The organism is Sorangium sp. So ce295 (assembly GCF_051527405.1).
GTDB lineage: Bacteria > Myxococcota_A > Polyangia > Polyangiales > Polyangiaceae > Sorangium > Sorangium cellulosum_B.
The window spans coordinates 4953260-4971504 of sequence record NZ_CP150324.1 but is presented as its reverse complement, the minus strand read 5'-3'; the positions used below and the strand labels follow the sequence as shown (position 1 = coordinate 4971504).

General features: G+C 71.4%; 18 protein-coding genes. 12 read left to right on the top strand and 6 right to left on the bottom strand.

Annotated features, from left to right (window positions below; genetic code table 11):
- Positions 1–75 precede the first annotated feature (75 nt).
- Both WMF11_RS18790 and WMF11_RS18785 read left to right on the top strand, forming a co-directional pair.
- Positions 76–927 (top strand): DUF350 domain-containing protein, encoded by an 852-nt coding sequence (locus WMF11_RS18790; protein WP_437978431.1) that lies wholly within the window; start codon positions 76–78, stop codon positions 925–927.
- The gene (locus tag WMF11_RS18785) at positions 924–2168 is read left to right on the top strand and encodes a glutathionylspermidine synthase family protein (RefSeq protein ID WP_437978430.1); all 1245 of its coding nucleotides are present in this window, start codon (positions 924–926) and stop codon (positions 2166–2168) included. The genes WMF11_RS18790 and WMF11_RS18785 overlap by 4 nt, the downstream gene beginning before the upstream one ends.
- 33 nt (positions 2169–2201) lie before the next feature.
- On the opposite strand, the gene WMF11_RS18780 is transcribed toward WMF11_RS18785, so the two are convergent.
- A complete protein-coding gene (locus WMF11_RS18780; protein WP_437978429.1) occupies positions 2202–2771 on the bottom strand; it encodes a YybH family protein in 570 nt (189 codons plus the stop codon).
- 475 nt (positions 2772–3246) lie between these two features.
- Here WMF11_RS18780 and WMF11_RS18775 point away from each other — a divergent pair, with 475 nt between their 5' ends.
- Positions 3247–3621 (top strand): hypothetical protein, encoded by a 375-nt coding sequence (locus WMF11_RS18775; RefSeq protein WP_437978428.1) that lies wholly within the window; start codon positions 3247–3249, stop codon positions 3619–3621.
- Between the two features lie 82 nt (positions 3622–3703).
- Positions 3704–4480 carry a hypothetical protein gene (locus WMF11_RS18770; protein WP_437978427.1) on the top strand — a complete coding sequence of 259 codons (777 nt, stop codon included), beginning with the start codon at positions 3704–3706 and terminating at the stop codon, positions 4478–4480.
- Here WMF11_RS18770 and WMF11_RS18765 read toward each other — a convergent pair whose 3' ends face one another.
- Entirely contained in the window at positions 4481–6145 is a 1665-nt protein-coding gene (locus tag WMF11_RS18765) for an NTP transferase domain-containing protein (RefSeq protein ID WP_437978426.1), read from the bottom strand.
- 245 nt (positions 6146–6390) lie between these two features.
- Here WMF11_RS18765 and WMF11_RS18760 point away from each other — a divergent pair, with 245 nt between their 5' ends.
- The 3 genes from WMF11_RS18760 to WMF11_RS18750 are packed head-to-tail and all read left to right on the top strand — an operon-like array spanning position 6391 to position 9587.
- The gene (locus WMF11_RS18760; RefSeq protein WP_437909740.1) at positions 6391–6852 is read left to right on the top strand and encodes a (2Fe-2S)-binding protein; all 462 of its coding nucleotides are present in this window, start codon (positions 6391–6393) and stop codon (positions 6850–6852) included.
- On the top strand, positions 6849–8984 hold the full coding sequence (locus WMF11_RS18755) for a molybdopterin cofactor-binding domain-containing protein (protein WP_437978425.1): 2136 nt from the start codon (positions 6849–6851) through the stop codon (positions 8982–8984). Before WMF11_RS18760 ends, WMF11_RS18755 begins: the two co-directional genes overlap by 4 nt.
- A gap of 9 nt (positions 8985–8993) precedes the next feature.
- Entirely contained in the window at positions 8994–9587 is a 594-nt protein-coding gene (locus WMF11_RS18750) for a hypothetical protein (protein WP_437909738.1), read from the top strand.
- Between the two features lie 149 nt (positions 9588–9736).
- Here the strand turns inward: WMF11_RS18750 and WMF11_RS18745 are convergent, their stop codons facing one another.
- Both WMF11_RS18745 and WMF11_RS18740 read right to left on the bottom strand, forming a co-directional pair.
- Positions 9737–10477 carry a hypothetical protein gene (locus WMF11_RS18745; protein WP_437978424.1) on the bottom strand — a complete coding sequence of 247 codons (741 nt, stop codon included), beginning with the start codon at positions 10475–10477 and terminating at the stop codon, positions 9737–9739.
- Positions 10478–10553: 76 nt separating this feature from the next.
- Positions 10554–11318 (bottom strand): zinc-dependent peptidase, encoded by a 765-nt coding sequence (locus WMF11_RS18740; protein ID WP_437553398.1) that lies wholly within the window; start codon positions 11316–11318, stop codon positions 10554–10556.
- A 251-nt stretch (positions 11319–11569) separates the two neighbouring features.
- Between WMF11_RS18740 and WMF11_RS18735 the strand changes: the two genes are divergently transcribed.
- The 4 genes from WMF11_RS18735 to WMF11_RS18720 all read left to right on the top strand — a co-directional run bounded on the left by WMF11_RS18735 (position 11570) and on the right by WMF11_RS18720 (position 15188).
- Positions 11570–12610, top strand: coding sequence for an AraC family transcriptional regulator ligand-binding domain-containing protein (locus tag WMF11_RS18735; RefSeq protein ID WP_437978423.1), 1041 nt, complete (start codon positions 11570–11572; stop codon positions 12608–12610).
- 243 nt (positions 12611–12853) lie between these two features.
- The gene (locus WMF11_RS18730; RefSeq protein WP_437978422.1) at positions 12854–13504 is read left to right on the top strand and encodes a DUF47 domain-containing protein; all 651 of its coding nucleotides are present in this window, start codon (positions 12854–12856) and stop codon (positions 13502–13504) included.
- A gap of 10 nt (positions 13505–13514) precedes the next feature.
- Positions 13515–14525: an anion permease gene (locus WMF11_RS18725; protein WP_437978421.1), complete on the top strand. Its 1011-nt coding sequence runs from the start codon at positions 13515–13517 to the stop codon at positions 14523–14525.
- 78 nt (positions 14526–14603) lie between these two features.
- Positions 14604–15188, top strand: a complete 585-nt coding sequence (locus WMF11_RS18720) for a hypothetical protein (protein WP_437553389.1) — start codon at positions 14604–14606, stop codon at positions 15186–15188.
- Between the two features lie 16 nt (positions 15189–15204).
- On the opposite strand, the gene WMF11_RS18715 is transcribed toward WMF11_RS18720, so the two are convergent.
- The gene (locus WMF11_RS18715) at positions 15205–16158 is read right to left on the bottom strand and encodes a hypothetical protein (protein ID WP_437978420.1); all 954 of its coding nucleotides are present in this window, start codon (positions 16156–16158) and stop codon (positions 15205–15207) included.
- A 122-nt stretch (positions 16159–16280) separates the two neighbouring features.
- Positions 16281–17411, bottom strand: a complete 1131-nt coding sequence (locus tag WMF11_RS18710; protein WP_437909732.1) for a hypothetical protein — start codon at positions 17409–17411, stop codon at positions 16281–16283.
- A 295-nt stretch (positions 17412–17706) separates the two neighbouring features.
- Between WMF11_RS18710 and WMF11_RS18705 the strand changes: the two genes are divergently transcribed.
- Complete coding sequence (locus WMF11_RS18705; protein ID WP_437978419.1) at positions 17707–18159, top strand: hypothetical protein; 453 nt, start codon at positions 17707–17709, stop codon at positions 18157–18159.
- Positions 18160–18245: the final 86 nt, after the last annotated feature.

Genomic DNA, 18245 nt, shown 5'->3' with positions numbered 1-18245 from the left:
CGGCCTGACCCTCGCGGCGGCGTGACGCGAGGCTCGGGCTTGTGAGGGCGCGGCGCGTTCTGTAGCGTGCGTCCCATGGATCTGTCCTACGTCATGGGGTTCGGGCTGGGCACCACGCTCGCTCTGCTCGCCCTGCTGCGCATCGGGCAGAGGGTCTTCTCACCGGCGCACACGGTCGCCCGCGATCTCACCGAGAGCAACGCCGCCCGCCGGCTGCTCACGGTGGGCCAGGTCCTCGCGGTGTTCCTCGTCGCCGCGAACGCCGTGAAGAACTGCCTCGAGGGCGAGGGCTTCGCGCGCGACCTCCTCTGGGTGAGCGCGTTCGCCGTCGTGGGCCTGCTCCTCGTGCTCGCGACCGGCCAGCTCGGGATCCGCCTTCTGCTCAGGGCGCGGCTCCCGGCCGAGATCGAGCGCGGCAACGCCGCCGCGGGGCTCGCGGCGGGCGCGCACTACGTGGCGACCGGGCTCATCACCTCGCGCGCGATCGCGGGCAAGGATCTCGGCGATCTCGCGATCTCCCTCGGCTTCTTCGTCCTCGCGCAGATCACGCTGCACGTGTTCATCTCGCTCTTCCGGGCGCTCACCACGTACGATGACGCCGAGCAGATCCAGGGAGAGAACCTCGCCGCCGCGCTGAGCTACGCCGGCGCCTCGATCGCGGTGGCGATCATCATCGCGCGGGCGCTGGAGGGCGACTTCGAGGGTCTCTTCATCTCGCTGAAGGGCTATGGCGGGGTGCTGCTCTATCTGTTCGCCCTCTACCCCGCGCGGCAGCTCCTTGTACAGAGCGTGCTGCTCGGCGCGCCGCTCGCGCTGCGCGGCGGCCGCCTCGACGCGGGCATCGCGGCCGACCGCAACGAGGGGCTCGGCGCGCTCGAGGCGACGACCTACCTCGCGACCGCGATCGCCATCGCGCGCCTCCTATGACCTCCGCTGACCACGCCTACGACGCCTTCGCCGCGAAGATCGTCGACACGGGCCTCATCACCGACCCCTGGTTCGACGGGGCCCCGCGCTTCCGGGAGGAGCCGGTGTTCGTCACGGCCGCCGAGCAGCGCGCCCTGTACCGCGCCGCCGAGGAGGTCGCGGCCGTCTACAACGAGCTTTGCCTGATCGTCGCGGACGAGCCGGCGCTGCTCGACGACTTCTTCTGTCTGACGCCCTGTCAGAAGGCGATGTGGCTCTCGTCACAGCCGCTGTGGCACGGCATCGCCCGCGCCGACGTCTTCCTGACCGACGAGGGCCCGGCGATCGCCGAGCTGAACTGCGACACGCCGACGGGCGAGGCGGAGGCGGTCGTGCTGAGCGCGCTCGCCGCGCCGGACCACCCGGGCGCGCGTGACCCCAACGGCGAGCTCGGCGCCCGGTTCTGCGCGATGGTGGACGAGGTCGCCCGCGCGCTCCTCGGCGAGGCCGCGACGCGGCGCCTAGGCTTCGTTTATCCGACGGAGTTCACGGAGGACCTCTCGGTCATCCGCCTCTACCAGCGCTGGCTCACGGAGCGCGGGTATTCCGTGCTCCTCGGCTCGCCGTACAACCTCGGCCACGACGAGCGCGGCCTGTCGCTCTTCGACGTCCCCTTCTCGGTCCTCTTGCGCCATTACAAGACGGACTGGTGGGGAGAGCGCTCGAGCGTGTGGACCGACGAGCAGATCCCCGACGCCGAGCCGCTCGCCGGCCCGCTCGGCGCCCTGCTGTCCGCCGCGGCCGACGGGCGCGCCGCGATCCTGAACCCGCTCGGCGCCGTGCTGCCGCAGAACAAGCGCTCGATGGCGTTCATGTGGGAGCACCTCCATCGCTTCTCGCCGCACGCGCAGTCGGTGATCCAGCGTCACGTCCCGGTGACGTCGCGGCTGGAGACGGTGCACCCCGAGCTGCTCCTCGCGCAGCGCGAGGAGTGGGTCCTGAAGAGCGATTACGGCGCCGAGGGAGAAGAGGTGATCCTCGGGCGCCACACCCCCGACGAGGCCTGGCGCGCGTCCCTGGCCAAGGCCCGGGAGGGACGGTGGATCGCGCAGCGGTACTTCTCCGCCGTGGAGAACGCGCGGCGCGAGTCGGTCAACTACGGCATCTACCTGATCGCCGGCGAGGCGTGCGGCATCTACGCGCGCGTCCAGGCCGGGATGACGGACGTGGCCGCGCTGAGCGCGCCGGCGCTCGTGCGGTAGGCGCGTTCGCGGGGCGGACGCGCCCGCGGGCGGCTACTGGGCGGGTCGGGCCGGGGCATCCATGGCGCGCACCGCGCGGAACGCGTCGGCCGTGGCCTGCGTGTTCTGCGTCGTCACGATCTGGAGCCGGCCCCCCTCCCGTCGCGCCACGTGCACAAGGATACCCTGCATGTCGGGCACGGGCTGGCCATCCGGGGTGACGACGCCCGTCAGCTCCCATGCCCAGCGGACCACCGCGAGCTCCGGCGCGATGAAGCGTGTCTCGACACGCACGCTGGCGAGGCGGCTCTTCGAAAAGACGGTCTTGTGAATGCCGACGTGATTCGCCCGGATCTCCGCCCGCCCATGCCACCACATCCCGAAGATGTTCACGAAATCGGCGTCCTCCGCTTGGAGCGCGGCGAATGCGTCCATGTCGTGACGGTTCCAGGCGTCGTTGAAGGCGGCGACGAGCTGCTCCCCCAGCGCTTGCTGCTCGCGGGCGTCGGGCGCCGCCGCCGCAATGGCCGGCGCTGGCGCCGCCGGCGCGACGGGCTGGAGCGTCGCGGGGGCGCACGCGAGGACCAGGAGCGGCAGCGCAGCCAGGGCGAGGGCTCTATGCATGGGACGCCACTTACTGCGAACCGGCGCGAGACGTCAACCGGCGGCGCGCTCGATCCCGGCTGCGGGTCAACCCGCTGTCATCGCGGGCGGTCGATGTGCCTCGATCACGTGGAACAGGCGTTGACGCGCTCGCACCGTCATCGAGGCTCGGCGCTCGGCCGGATCACCGGTTGCCAGGGCTGCCGCGGATAGGTACGCTCGGGTGTCCGCCGGGCCCGCTCTGCGCAGAGCCCGGCGGTGCTGTCGAGGCCATGAGCTGCGCTTGCGATCAAAGTATCCTGAAGGAGCTCGCGTTCACTGCGCACCGCGATGTCGGCCTGACCTCATGATGTCGATCGCCGGACTGAGCCGACGCGCGTTGCGAGCCCGGTTCCTGGAGTCGAGGACGTCCGCCTTCGTCGACAGCCGGCCGGTGCCCTTCGAATCGTTGTCGGTTCGCGCGATGAACTTCGGCCAGCATTGGCGCACCCCGGACGTGCCCCTGATTTTTTACTCCCTGGAGCTCCCCGGCGCATACTTCGTCGCTTTCCTGGAAGAGCCCGGGCAGCTTCCGGCGCTCATCGAGGACACGAGGCGCTTTCCCGAGCCGACGGAGGCGCTCGACAGGGCGCTGATCGACGCGGACTTCCCGGGCGCGGCAGACGCAGTGAAGCACCCCGTCCTCGCCAGGGAGCTCGCGCGCTTCTTCGCGCACGAGGCGCTCCTCCGCTGGCTCGGCGATGGGCCGCCGGAGCTGGAGCCAGGCTTCGTTCTCAATTCGGTCGACAAGGTTCTCCTTGGCCCCACCGGCTTGTTGCTCGAGGGCCAAGGTCGGATATCCGGTATCACGGTCGCGTACCAGGATGTCTGAGGAACCCGCCCCAGGTTGACATTCCCACGACCGGGGCGCGATGACCCGGCGACCCGACCCAGGTTGACGGATGAGGAGAGAGATGCATCGATTTGTCTTCAGAACATGCGGAACCCTCGCCACGATGTGCCTGCTCACGCTCGTGGCTTGCGGTGAAGACGAGACCTCCGACGGGACGTCGACGTCGGGGAGCGGGGGCGCCGGCGCTTCAGGCTCGACGGCCTCGACAGGCTCGGGCGGCGCCGGCGGATCCGGTGAGGGAGGCGGGGGCGGCGGCGCGACGGGCTGTCCAGAGCTCGCTGGCCGCGTCCCCATGCCGGAGCTCGGACCATGGATGGTTGGACCTCACCCCGGACCGTGCTCCCAGACGGACACGCAAGACACCGGCGGGGAAGTGTCGTTCGTCTACGAGTACGATGGCGGACGGGTCGTCGGAGCGCTCGAGACACAGGCCCAGAGCGGCGATACCCTCACGCACACCTACGAGTACGAAGGCGGGCGCATGGTCCGCATGACCCGGAGCGGCCCGAACGAGACCCGCGTGCTCGACATCGACTACGACGACGACGCGCGGACGATCACCTACGGCAACGATACTTACGCCGTCAGGTACGATTTCGATGACCAGGGGCGCCCCGTGCAGGTGACGTTCGACTCCTTCGCGGAGGAGGGGCCGGGCATCGCGGCGGAGATCGTCTACGATGGCTGCCGGCTCCTCCGTCGGGAGGAGGGGCGGAGCCCGCTCGACGGCACCCCGAGCCCTTCCCTTCCGGCCTTCACCTACGTCTTCGACGGCGATCTGCTGGTCGAGCGCGTCGCGGAGACGCTGCACACCGCTTACGACTACAGCTGCTGGTGATCAGCTCGGCGGGTTCGCCGGCGCGTGGCCGCCGAGCGCGCGCACGTCGTCGGCCGTATCGACGTCGATCGCCCCGCCCGCCCAGTCGATCGCCGTGACGTCCTCGACGCGCAGCAGGCGGCCGGCGCCCTGGTCGCCCTGGAGGCGCGAGAGCGCGTCCCAGCGAGATCGGTCGAACACCGCCGGCGCGCCCACGACGCCGCCGAACCGCGACGCGGCGATCGGCGCGCCCGCGAGCCAGGCGTCCCGCAGCGCGGTGACGTGCTCGACCGTGAGCAGGGGCTGGTCCGCGAGCGCGATCAGGAGCGCGTCGGCCTTCGAGGCCTCGGCCCACCGGACCGCGGCGCGGACCGAGGAGGCGATGCCCTCTTCCCAGCCATCGTTCGCGACGTGCGCGACCTCCAGATCGCCGAGCGCGCGCGCGACCGCGCCGGCGCTGGCGCCGAGCACGACGCCGACCGGTCCGGATCGCGCCTCGACGCACGTGGTCGCCACGCGCCGGACGAGCGGCGCGCCGTCGAGCTCGACGAGCTGCTTGGGGCGACCGAGGCGACGTGAGCCGCCGGCGGCGAGCACGGCGAGCGCCACGCGCGCATGCAGAGGCCGGGCGCGGGCCCGGAGCTTTCCCCCCTGCGCCCGGCGCGCGACGGCCTGGAGCTCGCCCACGATCGAGAGCGCGATCTGCTCGGGCGTCTCGGCGCCGAGATCGAGGCCGATCGGCGCGTGGAGCCGCGGATCGTCGCCGGGGTGGCCGATCTCGGCGAGGAGATCGCGCGTGCGGCGCGCGGGCCCGAGCACGCCGATGTAGCGGGCGCGCGACGCGAGGGCGACGGCGAGCGCGTCGCGATCCGGCGTGACCTGATGGTGCATGATCACGACGTACGGCTCGGCCGCGGCGTCGATGAGCGCGCGGAGGCGATCCGCCGCGCCGCCGGTCGAGACGACGCGATCCGCGGCGCGGAACCGGGCGCCCTGGCGGATCGTGGGACAAGCGACCGTGACCCGGAACCCGACCGACGTCGCGAGCGTGACGATGGACACCGCGTCGTGCCCGCCTCCGAGCACGAAGAGCTGCGGCGACGGCGCGATCTTCTCGACGAGCACGGTGATCCCCAGCCCGTCGAGCTCCACGACGCCGGCCGGCCCCCGCGCCGCGGCCTCGATCGCGGAGCGCGCGGCCGGATCGGTCACCGGGTGCGCGAGCGCGCACGGCGGACCGAACGCGAGGCGCGCGCCGATCCGGACCGCGCCGGCCGTCGAGCGGATCACCGTGACCAGCGTGCCGGCGCTCTCCTCCGCGAAGCAGGCGGCGGCGAACGCGAGCGCGTCGTGGGTCGCGCCGGCCGCGACGTGCTCGAGCAGGACATCGACGACGCCGTTGCAGCCGAGCCCCACCCCCCACGTCTCCCCGTCTTCGGTGGTCGAGTCGTACGTGACCACCACGGCGCCATCGCGGCACCGGTGCTCTCCGCGGAGCATCACGTCGCCCTCGAGGCAGCCGCCGCTCACACACCCGGATACCCAGCGATCGCCGGCGACCAGCATCCGCGCGCCCGGACGCCGGTACGACGACCCCGACACCCGCACGACCGTCGCGAGGAGAAACGGTGACCGCTCTGCGACCAATGTCGCCGCTTCGCGCACGATCCGCTCAAGCTCGTTCATGCGCTCGGCATCATTCACCCTTCGTGGCGCTCCCGCCAGGGCGTTCATCCTCGCTGGCGACGCTGGCGACGCTGGCGACGCTGGTGACCGATCGCCCTCCACGCCGCTCGGCCGCTCGCGGTCGGGGGGTGCGAGCGTGACAGAGCGCGGGCGAGCCCCGGGCCGATGACCGATGGTAAAGAAATGATAAGAACATGTGCAGTCGCTTGACGGCGCGCCGGCCCAAAAGTATGGCCTGAACGGCCATGAAGCTCGATGTCAACGGCGTTGTTCGTGACGTGGATGCCAGTCCAGAGATGCCCCTGCTCTGGGTGCTCCGCGATCTGCTGGGATTGACCGGCACCAAATACGGCTGTGGCATGGCCCAGTGCGGCGCCTGCACGGTCCACCTCGACGGCAAACCCACGCGGTCGTGCGTCCTGCCGGTGTCCAGCGTCGGCACGCGCAAGGTGACGACGATCGAGGGCCTGTCGCCCGACGGGTCGCACGCGGTGCAGCAGGCGTGGGCGCAGGCCGACGTCGTCCAGTGCGGGTACTGCCAGTCCGGGCAGATCATGACCGCGGTCGCCTTGCTCGAACAGAAGCCGGATCCGAGCGACGCCGACATCGACGCTGCGCTGTCCGGCAACGTGTGTCGCTGCGGGACGTACGTTCGTGTGCGCGAAGCGGTGATCCTCGCGTCGAGGCTCAAGCGAGGTGGCAAGTGACCGTCTCCCGGCGTGACTTCTTGCAAGCGGCCGCGGGCTCGGCGGCCGGGCTGCTGATCAGCTTCTACGTCCCGCAGGGGGTCCGCGCCGCGCCGAAGGCGGCGCAGTCGCCGCCGCTCTCGCCGAACGCGTTCGTTCGCGTCGGTACCGACGAGTCCGTGACCGTGGTGCTCGCGCACTCCGAGATGGGCCAGGGCATCTGGACCGGGCTCGCGATGCTGATCGCCGAGGAGCTCGAGTGCGACTGGTCGAAGGTGCGGTCCGAGCACGCGCCGGCCGCGCCGGTCTACGGCCATCCGGCGTTGCAGTTCCAGATGACCGGGGGGTCGACGACGACGAACAGCGAGTTCGAGCGCTATCGCACCGTCGGCGCGATGGCGAAGGACATGCTGCTGCGCGCGGCGGCCGCCCGGTGGAAGGTCTCGCCCGCGGCGTGCACGGCCGCGAACGGCGTCGTCACCCACGGCAAGGACAAGCTGACCTTTGGCCAGCTCGCCGAGGAGGCGATGAAGCTCGCCCCGCCGGCGAAGGTGAAGCTGAAGGACCCCAAGGACTGGAAGCTGATCGGCACCCTCGTGCGCCGCATCGACACGCCGGAAAAGATCACGGGCAAGGCGCAGTTCGGGCTCGACGTGCACTTCCCCGGGCTCCGCACCGCCGTGGTGCTGCGTCCGCCGGCGTTCGGCGCCAAGCTCGTCAAGTTCGACGCGGCCGACGCCCTCAAGGTGCCCGGCGTCGAGAAGGTCGTCCCCACCGCGAACGGCGTCGCCGTCGTCGCCGCGCATTTCTGGGCCGCCAAGCTCGGGCGCGACGCGCTCCGCGCCGAGTGGACGCAGCCCGAGGGAGGCGGGGCCGACAGCGCCAAGCTGCTCGCCGAGTTCCACGCGAAGGCGCGGACGCCCGGCACCGTCGCCGCCAGCGTCGGCAAGGTGGAAGACGCGCTCGCCGCGGCCAAATCCCGGCTCGAGGCGGAGTACGACGTGCCCTACCTCGCGCACGCGCCGATGGAGCCGCTCAACTGTACGGTCAAGATCGACGGCGATCGCTGCGAGATCTGGACCGGTACGCAGTTCCAGACCGGCGACCAGATGGCCGCGGCGAAGATCCTCGGCACGACGCCCGACAAGGTCCAGATCCACACGACCTTCCTCGGCGGCGGCTTCGGGCGGCGCGCCAGCCCCGTGGCGGATTTCGTCGGGGAGGCCGTGATCGTCGCGAAGGCCGCCGGCGTGCCGGTGAAGGTCGTGTGGACGCGGGAGGACGACATGCGCGGCGGCTTTTACCGCCCCGCCTTCGTCCACCGGATCCAGGTCGGCGTCGACGCGCGCGGCATGCCGTCGGCGTGGGATCAGGTGGTCGTGGGCCAGTCGATCGTCGCCGGCACGCCGCTCGAGGCGTTCGTCACGAGGAACGGCGTCGACTTGACCTCGGTGGAAGGGATCGCCGAGTCGCCCTATGTCGAGCGGACGCCCGCGCTCCGCGTGTCGCTGCACTCGCCGAGGACGCCGGTCACCGTGCTGTGGTGGCGCTCGGTCGGCAACACCCACACCGCCTTCGCGGTGGAGAGCATGGTGGACGAGCTGGCGCACGCCGCAGGGCAGGATCCGCTCGCGTACCGCCTCGAGCTGCTCAAGGACAAGCCGCGGCACGCGAACGCCCTGAAGGTCGCCGCCGAGAAGGCCGGCTGGGGCACCGCGCCCGCCCCGGGGCGGGCGCGGGGGCTCGCGATGCACGAGTCGTTCGGCTCCATCATCGCCGAGGTGGCCGAGGTCTCGATCGAGAAGGGGCGCATCCGCGTCCACTCGGTCACCTGCAGCGTCGATTGCGGCACGGCGGTGAACCCGCTCGGCATCGAGGCGCAGATCCAGGGAAGCGTCGCTTTCGGCCTCACGGCCGCGCTCTACGGCAAGATCAACATCGCCGAGGGGAAGGTCCAGGAGAGCAACTTCCACGACTATCCCATGCTCCGGATGTTCGACATGCCGCGCATCGCCGTCCATCTCATCCCGAGCAAGGCCAAGATGGGCGGCATCGGGGAGCCCGCCACCGCGCCGATCGCGCCGGCCGTAGCAAACGCAGTGTTCGCGCTGACCAAGCAGCGGCTGCGCTCCCTTCCGTTTCGCCTCGCGTAGGAACTGACCATGATCCGATCCTCTCTTGTCCTCGCCTCTCTCCTCGCCGCGTGCGGGGGACAGACGCCCGGGGCCTCGCCGGCGCCCTCGCCGTCGCCGGTCAGCCGCGAGACGGCCCTCGCCGCGTTCGAGACCGTGCGCGGCGTGCTCCAGCACCCTCGCTGCCAGAACTGTCACCCTGCCGGCGACGTGCCGCTCCAGGGCGACGAGGGCCGCCTGCACACGCAGTTCGTGCTCCGCGGCCCGACAGGCCACGGCATGCCAGGCGCGGAGTGCACGACGTGCCACGGGCCGACCAACCCGCCCAACAGCTTTGGCACGCACGTGCCGCCGGGCGTCGCGAAGGGCTGGCACATGCCGCCTCCGGAGATGCCGATGGTGTTCGTCGGTGTCGCCCCGGGCGCCCTGTGCGAGCAGATCAAGGATCCGAAGCGCAATGGCGGCAAGGACATGGCGGCGTTGCGCGTCCACCTCGAGGATCCCCTCGTGACCTGGGGCTGGAACCCTGGCGCTGGCCGCACGCCCATCCCGACGCCCTACGCCGAGTTCGTCGCTGCGTGGGAGACCTGGGCCCGCGCCGGCGCGCCCTGCCCGGGTGGATGATCGACGGTCACGCGCTTCGCCGTCGGGCAGCGCCTGCTCCATGATGCGGCGCATGGGGTCGTGTCCCGCCTCGACATCGGGTCCGTGTCGGAGCGCCGGCGGAGCGCGACGCCCCTTGGCCCTGACGCCCCTGCCGATGAGGGCGGGCGTCAGTCGACGCTGACGCTTGTCACGGCGGTCCAGTCGTTGCGGCCGTCGGCCGAGACGAAGTGGAAGCGGAGCGTGTCCTCGTGGCGAGCGGTCGAGACGACGGCCGCGCAGGCGCCGACGAAATCGTCCTCGCGGCAGGTGTCGCGGAGATCGCCGCCGTCGTCGAGCACGCCGACGCGCACCGGAGCCGCGTTCTCCCGCAGGTACGGCGCAGCGATGAGCTCGGCGGGCGCCTGCGGTGCGGGGACAGGCGCGTCGAGGTCCCAGAGGCGAAGGTGCTTTGCGTCGGTGAGGTGGGCGTAGAGCCGCTCGACTTCCTTGCCCGCGTCCTCCTCGACGGCGAGGGCGAGAAGCAGGACGCGGTCGTCCTCGCGGGCGCGAGCGCGGGCCTTGAACGAGAGCGGCGCGCGCAGCGTGACGACGGCGGGGAAGCGGCCCTCCGGCGGGCGGAAGCGGACAAGGGTGCGGCCCAGCGGACGAGGAGGCGTGAGCGCCGCCGCGCCGCTCGGGTCATGGGGAACGAGGAGGTACGCGGCGAGGAGGAGGACAGGCTCGGGCGCGCCGCGGAGGAGGCCGTCGTGGCCGGAGGCGAGCTCGAGGGCGGTGATGTCGAGGCGAAGGCGGAAGGAGCGCACGCGCCTCACGGGCGGCGCGGCGGCCGCAGGCGACGCGGGAGACGCCGGGCGAGGAGCGGAGGACGCGCCGCCCTTGCGGGACCTGCCTTTGCGCTTTCGGGCCATCGGGGGAGCCGGGAGATACCACGACCGGCGGCGCTCGGGCGATCGGCCCGCGCGGCGCCGACGCTGAGCGGCGCCGCTACCGGCCGGCCGGGTCCTGGCAGTAGAACGCCTTCAGCTGCTCGTAGAGCTCCGGGTGCTTCGCCCTGAGCTTCCGAGGCTTCTCGAAGAAGGCCTCGGTGACGACGGCGAAGAACTCGGCCGGGTTCGTCGCGCCGTACGGGTCGATCACCGTGCGCTTGAGGCTCGCCTCGTCGCGGAGGAGGCGCTCGTACTCGCGGCCGAGGATGCGCGCCCACGCCGCGTACATCGAGCGCTCGGGCAGCTCGGGCGCGCCGTCGGCGGGCCCTTCCTCCTGGTCGAGCTGGTGCGCGAACTCGTGCAGCACGAGGTTGTGACCGTCGCTCATGTCCGCCGCGCCCGCGAGCACGCCGTCCCACGCGAGCACGACCGACCCCCGCGACCACGACTCTCCGAGCCGCGCGTGATCGCCCTCGACGACGACGCCCCCCTCCCGCACCTCCCGGCCGCGGGCCACGTAGGTGCTCGGGTAAACGAGGACGACCTCGAGCTCAGGGTAGTAGTCGGTCTCGCGGTGCAAGAGGAGGAGGCACGCCTGCGCCGCCACCGTGACCCGGATCTCGTCTGTGATCTCCAGGCCGCCGCACCCCTCGAACGGCTTCTCGTCCAGAAAGACCTGGATATGCCCGAGGAGCTCCTGCTGGTCCTCGGCCGGAAGGCGGCCGAAGCAGGGCACGTTCCGGTCGAGGATCTCGCGCCACGCGGGAGGAAAGGGCTCACGGCGGACGGCGTCGCGCCGCCGCTTCCTGAGAAAGGCCAGCATCGACGACCACCTTACCCGCTCGCGTGGCGCTGTCGGAAGAGCGGTGAGCGGCCCTCGCGGAGTGCCCGTGCCGCAGCTGCGGATCAGCAGCGAATCCCCACCGGCTGCTGCCATGGCAGCAACGAGGGGCCACGGCGCCGGGCGCCCCCGCAATCTGCATCTGCAGAGTCTGCAAACCATGAGCCAAGGGCGGGCCAGGCGGAACGCCGCTTGACGCCGCCGCCCCTCGCAGAAACCCTGGCTCCTCCTCCGTGACCCCGCGCCCCGCGACCCAGCCGGCCACGGTCTTCGCGCAGGCGCTCGGCATCGCGGTCGTGACCGCCTCGCAGCGCGACGGCGTGGCGCCGCCCGAGGTGTGCGCGCGGGTCGGCGTCGACCCCGCGGTGCTCGGCCGCGCCGACGCGCGGGTGACGCACGACGAGCTCTGCCGCGCGTGGGCCGCGTTCTCGGCCGCGGACGAGTCGTTCGGCCTGCGCGCCGCGGTGCTCGTCGACGCCGCGCCTCAGTCGCTCGTCGAGTACACGTTCGCGAGCGCTGGCGACGTGCGCGGCGCGGTGCGGGCGTTCCTGCGCTTCCAGCGGCTCATCCACGACGCCGCCGCGCACACGTTCGAGGAGGGGCCGGCCCACGTGACGTTCCGCTTCGCGCTCGCGCCCGGCCACACGGCCCCGAGCGCGGTGTGGGACTACCTCGCGGCGACCACCGTCCTGCGCTTCCGGCGCGCCGCGACGCCCCCGCGCGAGCCCACGGTCGTCCGCCTCGTGCGCCCTCCGCTCCTGGACGACGCGCTCGCGCGCAGCGTCTTCCGCGCGCCCATCCGCTACGGCGAGCCGCGCGCCGAGGTCGAGTACCCGAGGGCGCTCCTCGACGCGCGGATGAGCACCACCGACCCGATGCTCTTCGCGCTCCTCGCCCAGCAGCTCGAGCGCGCGCTCGGCCTGCCCGCGGGCGAGCACCGCGTGCTGCCGCGCGCCGAGGAGGACGTGCTCGCGCGCGTGCGGCGCGAGCTGCGCACGGCGATCCCGCAGGGCGAGGCCACGCTCGACCACGTCGCGCGCGCCGTCGGCCAGAGCGCGCGCAGCCTCCAGCGCCGCCTCTCCGAGCGGGGGACGAGCTTCCAGGCGATCGTCGACGACGCGCGGCGCGCGATGGCCGAGGAGCTGCTCGCGGCGCACCGCGCGACCGTGACCGAGGCGGCGTTCGCGGTCGGGTTCACCGACGTCGCCGCGTTCACCCGCGCGTTCAAGCGCTGGACCGGCGTCCCGCCCGGCGCGTGGTCCCGCCGCCGCTGAGTTGCTCCGGCGTGGGCGCGGCGTCGAGCGACCCCCGGCGGCGCAGGCCCCGACCCACCGCGACCGCCGACGTTCCCCTCGAGACGCCCGCGACCACGGACACGAGGGTAGATTTTTCTTACCCCCCTACACAACGCTTCGATAAACCCTTACACAGCGGCGGCGGCGGCTGTCGGGCGCGAAGCGTCTCCATCGAGCGTCACGCGCTCGTGCTAGGATGCGCCCGCCCGCCAAGAAAGGTTCATGATGTGGCTCGATCGGGTCATCAAATCGCTCTTACCTCGTGAAGAGCACTTCTTCGACTTGCTCGAGCGGGGCGCTGACTGCGCGCTGCAGAGCGCCAACGTCCTCTCGGAGTGCTGCAGCGCCCGGAGCGCCAGCGAGAGGCAAGCCCTGGTCTCGCGGATCACCGACGTCGAGCACGCCGCCGACGCGGTGATCCGCGACGTCTACGACGCTCTCAACAAGACGTTTGTCACGCCGCTCGATCGCTCCGACATCTACGCCCTGGCGACGGATCTCGAGAACGTCTCGGATCGCGTCCACTCCACGATGATGCGGGTCGTGGTCCACGCGATGGAGGATCTCCCGCCGGCGAGCCAGGTGCTCGCCGCCAAGATCCTGGAAGGCTGCTCCGAGATTCACAGCGCCGTCAAGCTGCTCCGGGGGATGAAGCGGGTGGCCGAGATCAACCGGCATTGCAAGGCCATCGCCAAGCTCGAGCACGACGGCGATCAGATATTCCGCTCGGCGATCGTCGAGCTCTTCAACACCGAGAAGGACGCCATCCACCTCATCAAGCACAAGGAGTTCCTCGAGGGGCTCGAGAACACGCTCGACGCCTGCGATGACGTCGCCAACGCGCTGGAGGCGCTGGTGATCAAGAACGCCTGAGGGGCGCGCCATGAACACTCTCCTCGTCACGCTGACCCTCGTGATCGTGGTCGCGCTCATCTTCGACTACATCAACGGCTTCCACGACACGGCCAACGCCATCGCCACGGTGGTGAGCACCGGAGTCCTCCCCATCCGCACCGCCGTGCTGCTCGCGGCGCTGTTCAATTTCGGGGGCGCGCTCACCGGCACGGCGGTGGCGAGCACCATCGGGAAAGGGCTCATCGTCCCTTCGGCGGTGACCCAGGTGGTGGTGCTCAGCGCCCTCGTCGGCGCGATCTTCTGGAACCTCTTCACCTGGTATTTCGGTATCCCATCGTCGTCGTCTCACGCCCTCGTGGGCGGGCTCGTGGGCGCGGGCGCCGGGCGGGCGGGCGCCGCGGCCGTGCAGGGGGCGGGGCTCCTGAAGGTGGTCAAGAGCCTGATCATCAGCCCGCTCGTGGGCTTCGCGATCTCCTTCCTCGGGATGATCGCCATCTTCTGGATCGTCCGGCGCACCCGGCCGGCGGTGGTCAATCGGCGCTTCCGGATCCTGCAGATGGTCTCCGCTGGCTTCATGGCGCTCTCGCACGGGAGCAACGACGCCCAGAAGACCATGGGCATCATCACGATGGCGCTCGTCGCGTACGGCGCGGTCCCCTCGGACCACGGCAACTTCCACGTGCCGCTCTGGGTGGTCTTCGCCTGCGCGACGGCCATGGCCCTCGGCACGGCGGCGGGCGGGGTGCGGATCATCAAGACCATGGGCACCAAGATCATCGACCTCAAGCCGATTCATGGCTTCGCCGCCGAGACCAGCGCGGCGGCGACCATCTTGACCTCGTCGTTCATGGGGATGCCGGTGTCGACGACCCACGTGATCACCGGCTGCATCATGGGCGCGGGCGCGAGCCAGCGGGTGAGCGCGGTGCGCTGGGGCGTGACCACGCGCATCCTCTGGGCGTGGGTGCTCACGATCCCGGTGAGCGCCGTCGTGGCCTGGGCCTGCTATCTCGGGCTCTCGTCGATCCTCGGCGGTTGAGCGTCGCCGCGCCGCGCCGTCATCGCTGACAGCTGACCGCTCACCACTCACCGCTGACGCTTCCCAAGGAGGCCCTCCGTGCACCGTCGCCATGCGCTCTGGATCTTCATGCTCTGCCTGGCTCCCCTGCTCGCCGCGTGCGGGCACCCCTGGAAGACCATGCGTGAAGCCGTGCCGAACCCGTTTTACGGCCAGGGGCGCTTCGGGGTCGTCCCGATCGTCTTCTACGGCCTCCAGGTCGGCGACGGCTCCGAGGCCGAGTGGATGGCGGAGAAGGACGCCGAGCAGCAGCAGAGCTGGCAGGAGGACAAGGCGGCGATGAACGAGGAGTTCACCGAAGCGCTGATCGCGACGGCGGCGTCGGAGGGCGTCGCCATCGTCAGGGCGAGGAGCGCAGCCGACGCGCCGTTCTTCCTCCGCGCGAACGTGACGTTCTACGAGCCCGGCATCTTCGCGGTCGTGCTCAACAAGAACACGCGCCTCAAGGCGATGGTGCAGCTCACCGATCCGGCCGGGGGCGTGTTCGACGAGTTCTTGATCGACACCGCGGTGCCAGCCTCGTTGACCAACCCGTCGAGCGGAGGGCGCGCGCGGACCGCGGCGAGCCAGCTCGGGAAGCTCGCCGCGAGGTACATCATCCATCGCGTCCAGGGCGAGGACTGAGCGCCGCGGGGCGCGGTCAGCGCGCGATCTGCGCGAGCGCCGCCTCGGCCGACGGCGCGGCGAGCCCCAGCTCCGTCGCCCCGTAGCGCGCGAGCGCCCGGCGGTCTGCCGGCGAGAGCGGCCGCGCGTGGAGCGCCTTCGCCGCCGCGGCGGCGCCCTCACCGCAGGACGCCGGTACGCTCGATCCGTAGCGCAGCGCCCGGTGCGTCCTGATCATCGCGAGCACGTCGAGCGACGCGCCCGCGTAGTGCGCCACCTGATCGAGCAGGAACGCCGCCAGGGGCCGCGGCACGGGCACGCTGTCGAGCGCGTCGGTCAGGCGGAGCTCGTAGACGAAACGCTGCTTCGACGGCAGGAACGTGGTCCGATCGAACGTCGCGTCGCACGAGAGGAAGATCTGCGACGTCGGGACCAGCACGCGGACGGACGGGGCCACGTCCCACGCGGCGATCGTGTGGTTCCACGTCGGCCAGAAGAGGCCGACCCCGCGGACGTCGAGCCGGCGCGCGAGCCCGGCGAAGAGCGCCGAGAGCTCGTCACACTCCGCCGTCGCCGAGGGCCCGGCCGACGACGCGAGCGGAGGGCTCTGCCTCCACGCGGCCCAGATGTGCCAGGCGGTCGGGTTGCGATCGGTGATGCTCCAGCGCAGCCGGAACGGACCGCCGTCGCGCGTCATCTCGAAGAGCGTCCGGACGCGCACGTAGTCGCGGACCCGCCCGGCGCCGCACTCGAGCCCGTGCTCCGCGCAGAAGCGCTCGGCGTCGGGGCGCCGCGCGTCGGCGGCGCACGCGTCGATGCGCTCGCCGAGGCGGGCGGCGAAGTCGCGCATCGGCAGCGCGTCCGGGAGCGCCTGGCTCTCGGTGGCGGCGCAGGCCTCGGCGCGCGCGGTGGCAGCGGGCGCGGTCAGCGCCGCGGCCAGCGCGAGCGCGAGCAGGTGATGCGGTCCGGGGAGCGAGCGGCGGTTCGGCATCCCCCTTCATCGCGCGGCGGCGGCGGAGTGTGACCGGATGCGGTCACGGCCGGGCGCCCGCCCTCGGCGCGTGCTCCGCCGTCGCGGCGCCGGCGGCGCCCACCGGGCCCTACCGGCCGCCCTCACTCGATGGTCGACGCCGTGACCATGATCGGCGTGTCATCGTGGTTCGAGATCTGCGGATAGGTCGGGTACCACGATCCGCCGATGTTGTTGGTGATCACCGACCGGTCGATGACGATGTTTCCGGTGTGATCGTTGCTCACGAAGAAGATCGCGCTCCCGTGGGCGTTCACCTCGTTTCGCTCGATCCGGGTCCCGCAGAGCGTGAGCGTCATCGTGGTGCCGTCGTTGTAGATGGCCCCGCCGCTGCCGCCGCCCGGCGTCCCGGCCATCGGGGGGTTGCCGCCGTTGCCGAGCGCGCGGTTGTGGGAGAACAGGCTGTTGATGACCGTCCACGAGACGCCGATGCTGCTGATGCCGCCGCCGTTCGCGCACTCGTTCCCGTAGCCTTCGGCGCCGCCGAAGGTGCTGTTCACCACGTGGAGCGGAAGGCCGTTGTACTGCATGAACGCCCGGATCCCGGCGCCGCCGATGTCGGGGCCGGTCGGATCACACGTGTTGTTGAAGAAGCGTGAGTTGACGACCTTCAGGCGCCCGCCTTGCGCGAAGATGGCTCCGCCGCCCTCGTCGTCATCGTTCGTCGAGTTGCCCCCGAAGAACGTGAGGTTCTGGACCGTCAGGCGCGGGTGGTCCTGGTTGTCGCAGTTCGGCGTCGTCCAGACTTGCGCCTCGTCGCAGGTGTTCATGTAGAGGATCCGCCGCTGCCCGCCCCCGCTCAAGGTCACGAGCCCGCCGCCGTCGATCACGATCTCGGGGCCCGTATCGTTGAAGATCTTCGCCGTCTCCTCGAGCGTGATGGTGATCGGCTCCGGGCCGCAGTCGAACGTGATGATGCCGCCGGCCGCGACGGCGCTGACGACGGCCTCCGAGGTGCAGCTCTCCGGCGTCCCGTCGCCGATCACCGTCGTCGGTGACGAGGTGTCGGCGGCCTGGGCCTCGGCCGGAACAGCGCAGCTCCCCTCCGGGTTGCCTGCCGCGGGGCCATCCCCCTCATGCACCGGAGGCTCCGGCGTCGAGCCGCCCGAGCCCGGGCCGGCTCCCGAGGAGCTCGTCGCTCCGGCGCCGCCCGTGCCTGTCCCCCCGTCACCCCCATGCGGGTCGTCCCCGCAAGCCGCAACTACGGTCGCCATCGACAAGCACAAGATCAGCCCCAGCGATCGCCGCATCACGCCCTCCTCGATCCGAAAGGTCTTGCTCAGCGGCGTGGACACCTCTCGGGCCGCTCGCTCCTCGCGTGGCCAGTCGCCAGCATCATCGCAGCGTACCTCCGTCGTGCGGCGGTCCGCTCATCGATCCCACAGCGACCGAAGAGCCCATGGCACACCCGCGACACGGATGTCCCCCGCGATCAGCCGCTGCGCCCTGTGAGGTTGGGGGCACACACCAGGCACACACGTTGCTATGAGAGCTCACCGGAGGGACGAGATGCACAGCATGGCGTGGATGGTCGCGGCGCTCCTGGTGGTCGGCTGTGGCGGGGCGGACTTGCCCGAGGGCTGGGAGGATGCAGAGGCGATCGAGGGCCTCACCCAGAGCGAGTGCAAGGCGGGCGTGTCCGAAGACACGGTGCAGGAGGCGCTCGTGGCGACGCCCGAGCGCGGCGCTGTTCACATCGAGTACCGCGCCGCGCATTTCCGCTGCGACCAGGGAGTGGAAGGGTTCGTCCGGACCGCCGGCGGCAGGGTGGATGTGCTCGTGCAGCCCGTGGACATGGACCCCGGGGCCGTGGCCGGGTGCGACTGCCGCTATGATATCGACATGGCCATCAAGGGCCTGAGCAAGGGGGCTGTCGCCGTCGAGCTATACCGCCGCTGGGACAACCTCAACGAGCCGAACGATCCGAAGAAGATCGGGTCCGCCGAGGTGCAGATCCCCTGAGATCGCCGCGTCCCATCGAGGGCGAGGCGGCGCCTCGCGCCGTCGGAGGGGTGAGCGGCGGCGTCCCTGCACGCCTGCGCTGGAAC

Excerpts from the sequence above, each read along its gene's own strand:
- WMF11_RS18740 (WP_437553398.1), bottom strand. The coding sequence starts at position 11,318 with ATGCTGGCCTTTCTCAGGAAGCGGCGGCGCGACGCCGTCCGCCGTGAG.
- WMF11_RS18770 (WP_437978427.1), top strand. The coding sequence starts at position 3,704 with ATGCATCGATTTGTCTTCAGAACATGCGGAACCCTCGCCACGATGTGC.
- WMF11_RS18725 (WP_437978421.1), top strand. The coding sequence starts at position 13,515 with ATGAACACTCTCCTCGTCACGCTGACCCTCGTGATCGTGGTCGCGCTC.
- WMF11_RS18790 (WP_437978431.1), top strand. The coding sequence starts at position 76 with ATGGATCTGTCCTACGTCATGGGGTTCGGGCTGGGCACCACGCTCGCT.
- WMF11_RS18715 (WP_437978420.1), bottom strand. The coding sequence starts at position 16,158 with ATGCCGAACCGCCGCTCGCTCCCCGGACCGCATCACCTGCTCGCGCTC.
- WMF11_RS18745 (WP_437978424.1), bottom strand. The coding sequence starts at position 10,477 with ATGGCCCGAAAGCGCAAAGGCAGGTCCCGCAAGGGCGGCGCGTCCTCC.
- WMF11_RS18750 (WP_437909738.1), top strand. The coding sequence starts at position 8,994 with ATGATCCGATCCTCTCTTGTCCTCGCCTCTCTCCTCGCCGCGTGCGGG.
- WMF11_RS18710 (WP_437909732.1), bottom strand. The coding sequence starts at position 17,411 with ATGGCGACCGTAGTTGCGGCTTGCGGGGACGACCCGCATGGGGGTGAC.
- WMF11_RS18785 (WP_437978430.1), top strand. The coding sequence starts at position 924 with ATGACCTCCGCTGACCACGCCTACGACGCCTTCGCCGCGAAGATCGTC.
- WMF11_RS18730 (WP_437978422.1), top strand. The coding sequence starts at position 12,854 with ATGATGTGGCTCGATCGGGTCATCAAATCGCTCTTACCTCGTGAAGAG.
- WMF11_RS18705 (WP_437978419.1), top strand. The coding sequence starts at position 17,707 with ATGCACAGCATGGCGTGGATGGTCGCGGCGCTCCTGGTGGTCGGCTGT.
- WMF11_RS18765 (WP_437978426.1), bottom strand. The coding sequence starts at position 6,145 with ATGAACGAGCTTGAGCGGATCGTGCGCGAAGCGGCGACATTGGTCGCA.
- WMF11_RS18760 (WP_437909740.1), top strand. The coding sequence starts at position 6,391 with ATGAAGCTCGATGTCAACGGCGTTGTTCGTGACGTGGATGCCAGTCCA.
- WMF11_RS18780 (WP_437978429.1), bottom strand. The coding sequence starts at position 2,771 with ATGCATAGAGCCCTCGCCCTGGCTGCGCTGCCGCTCCTGGTCCTCGCG.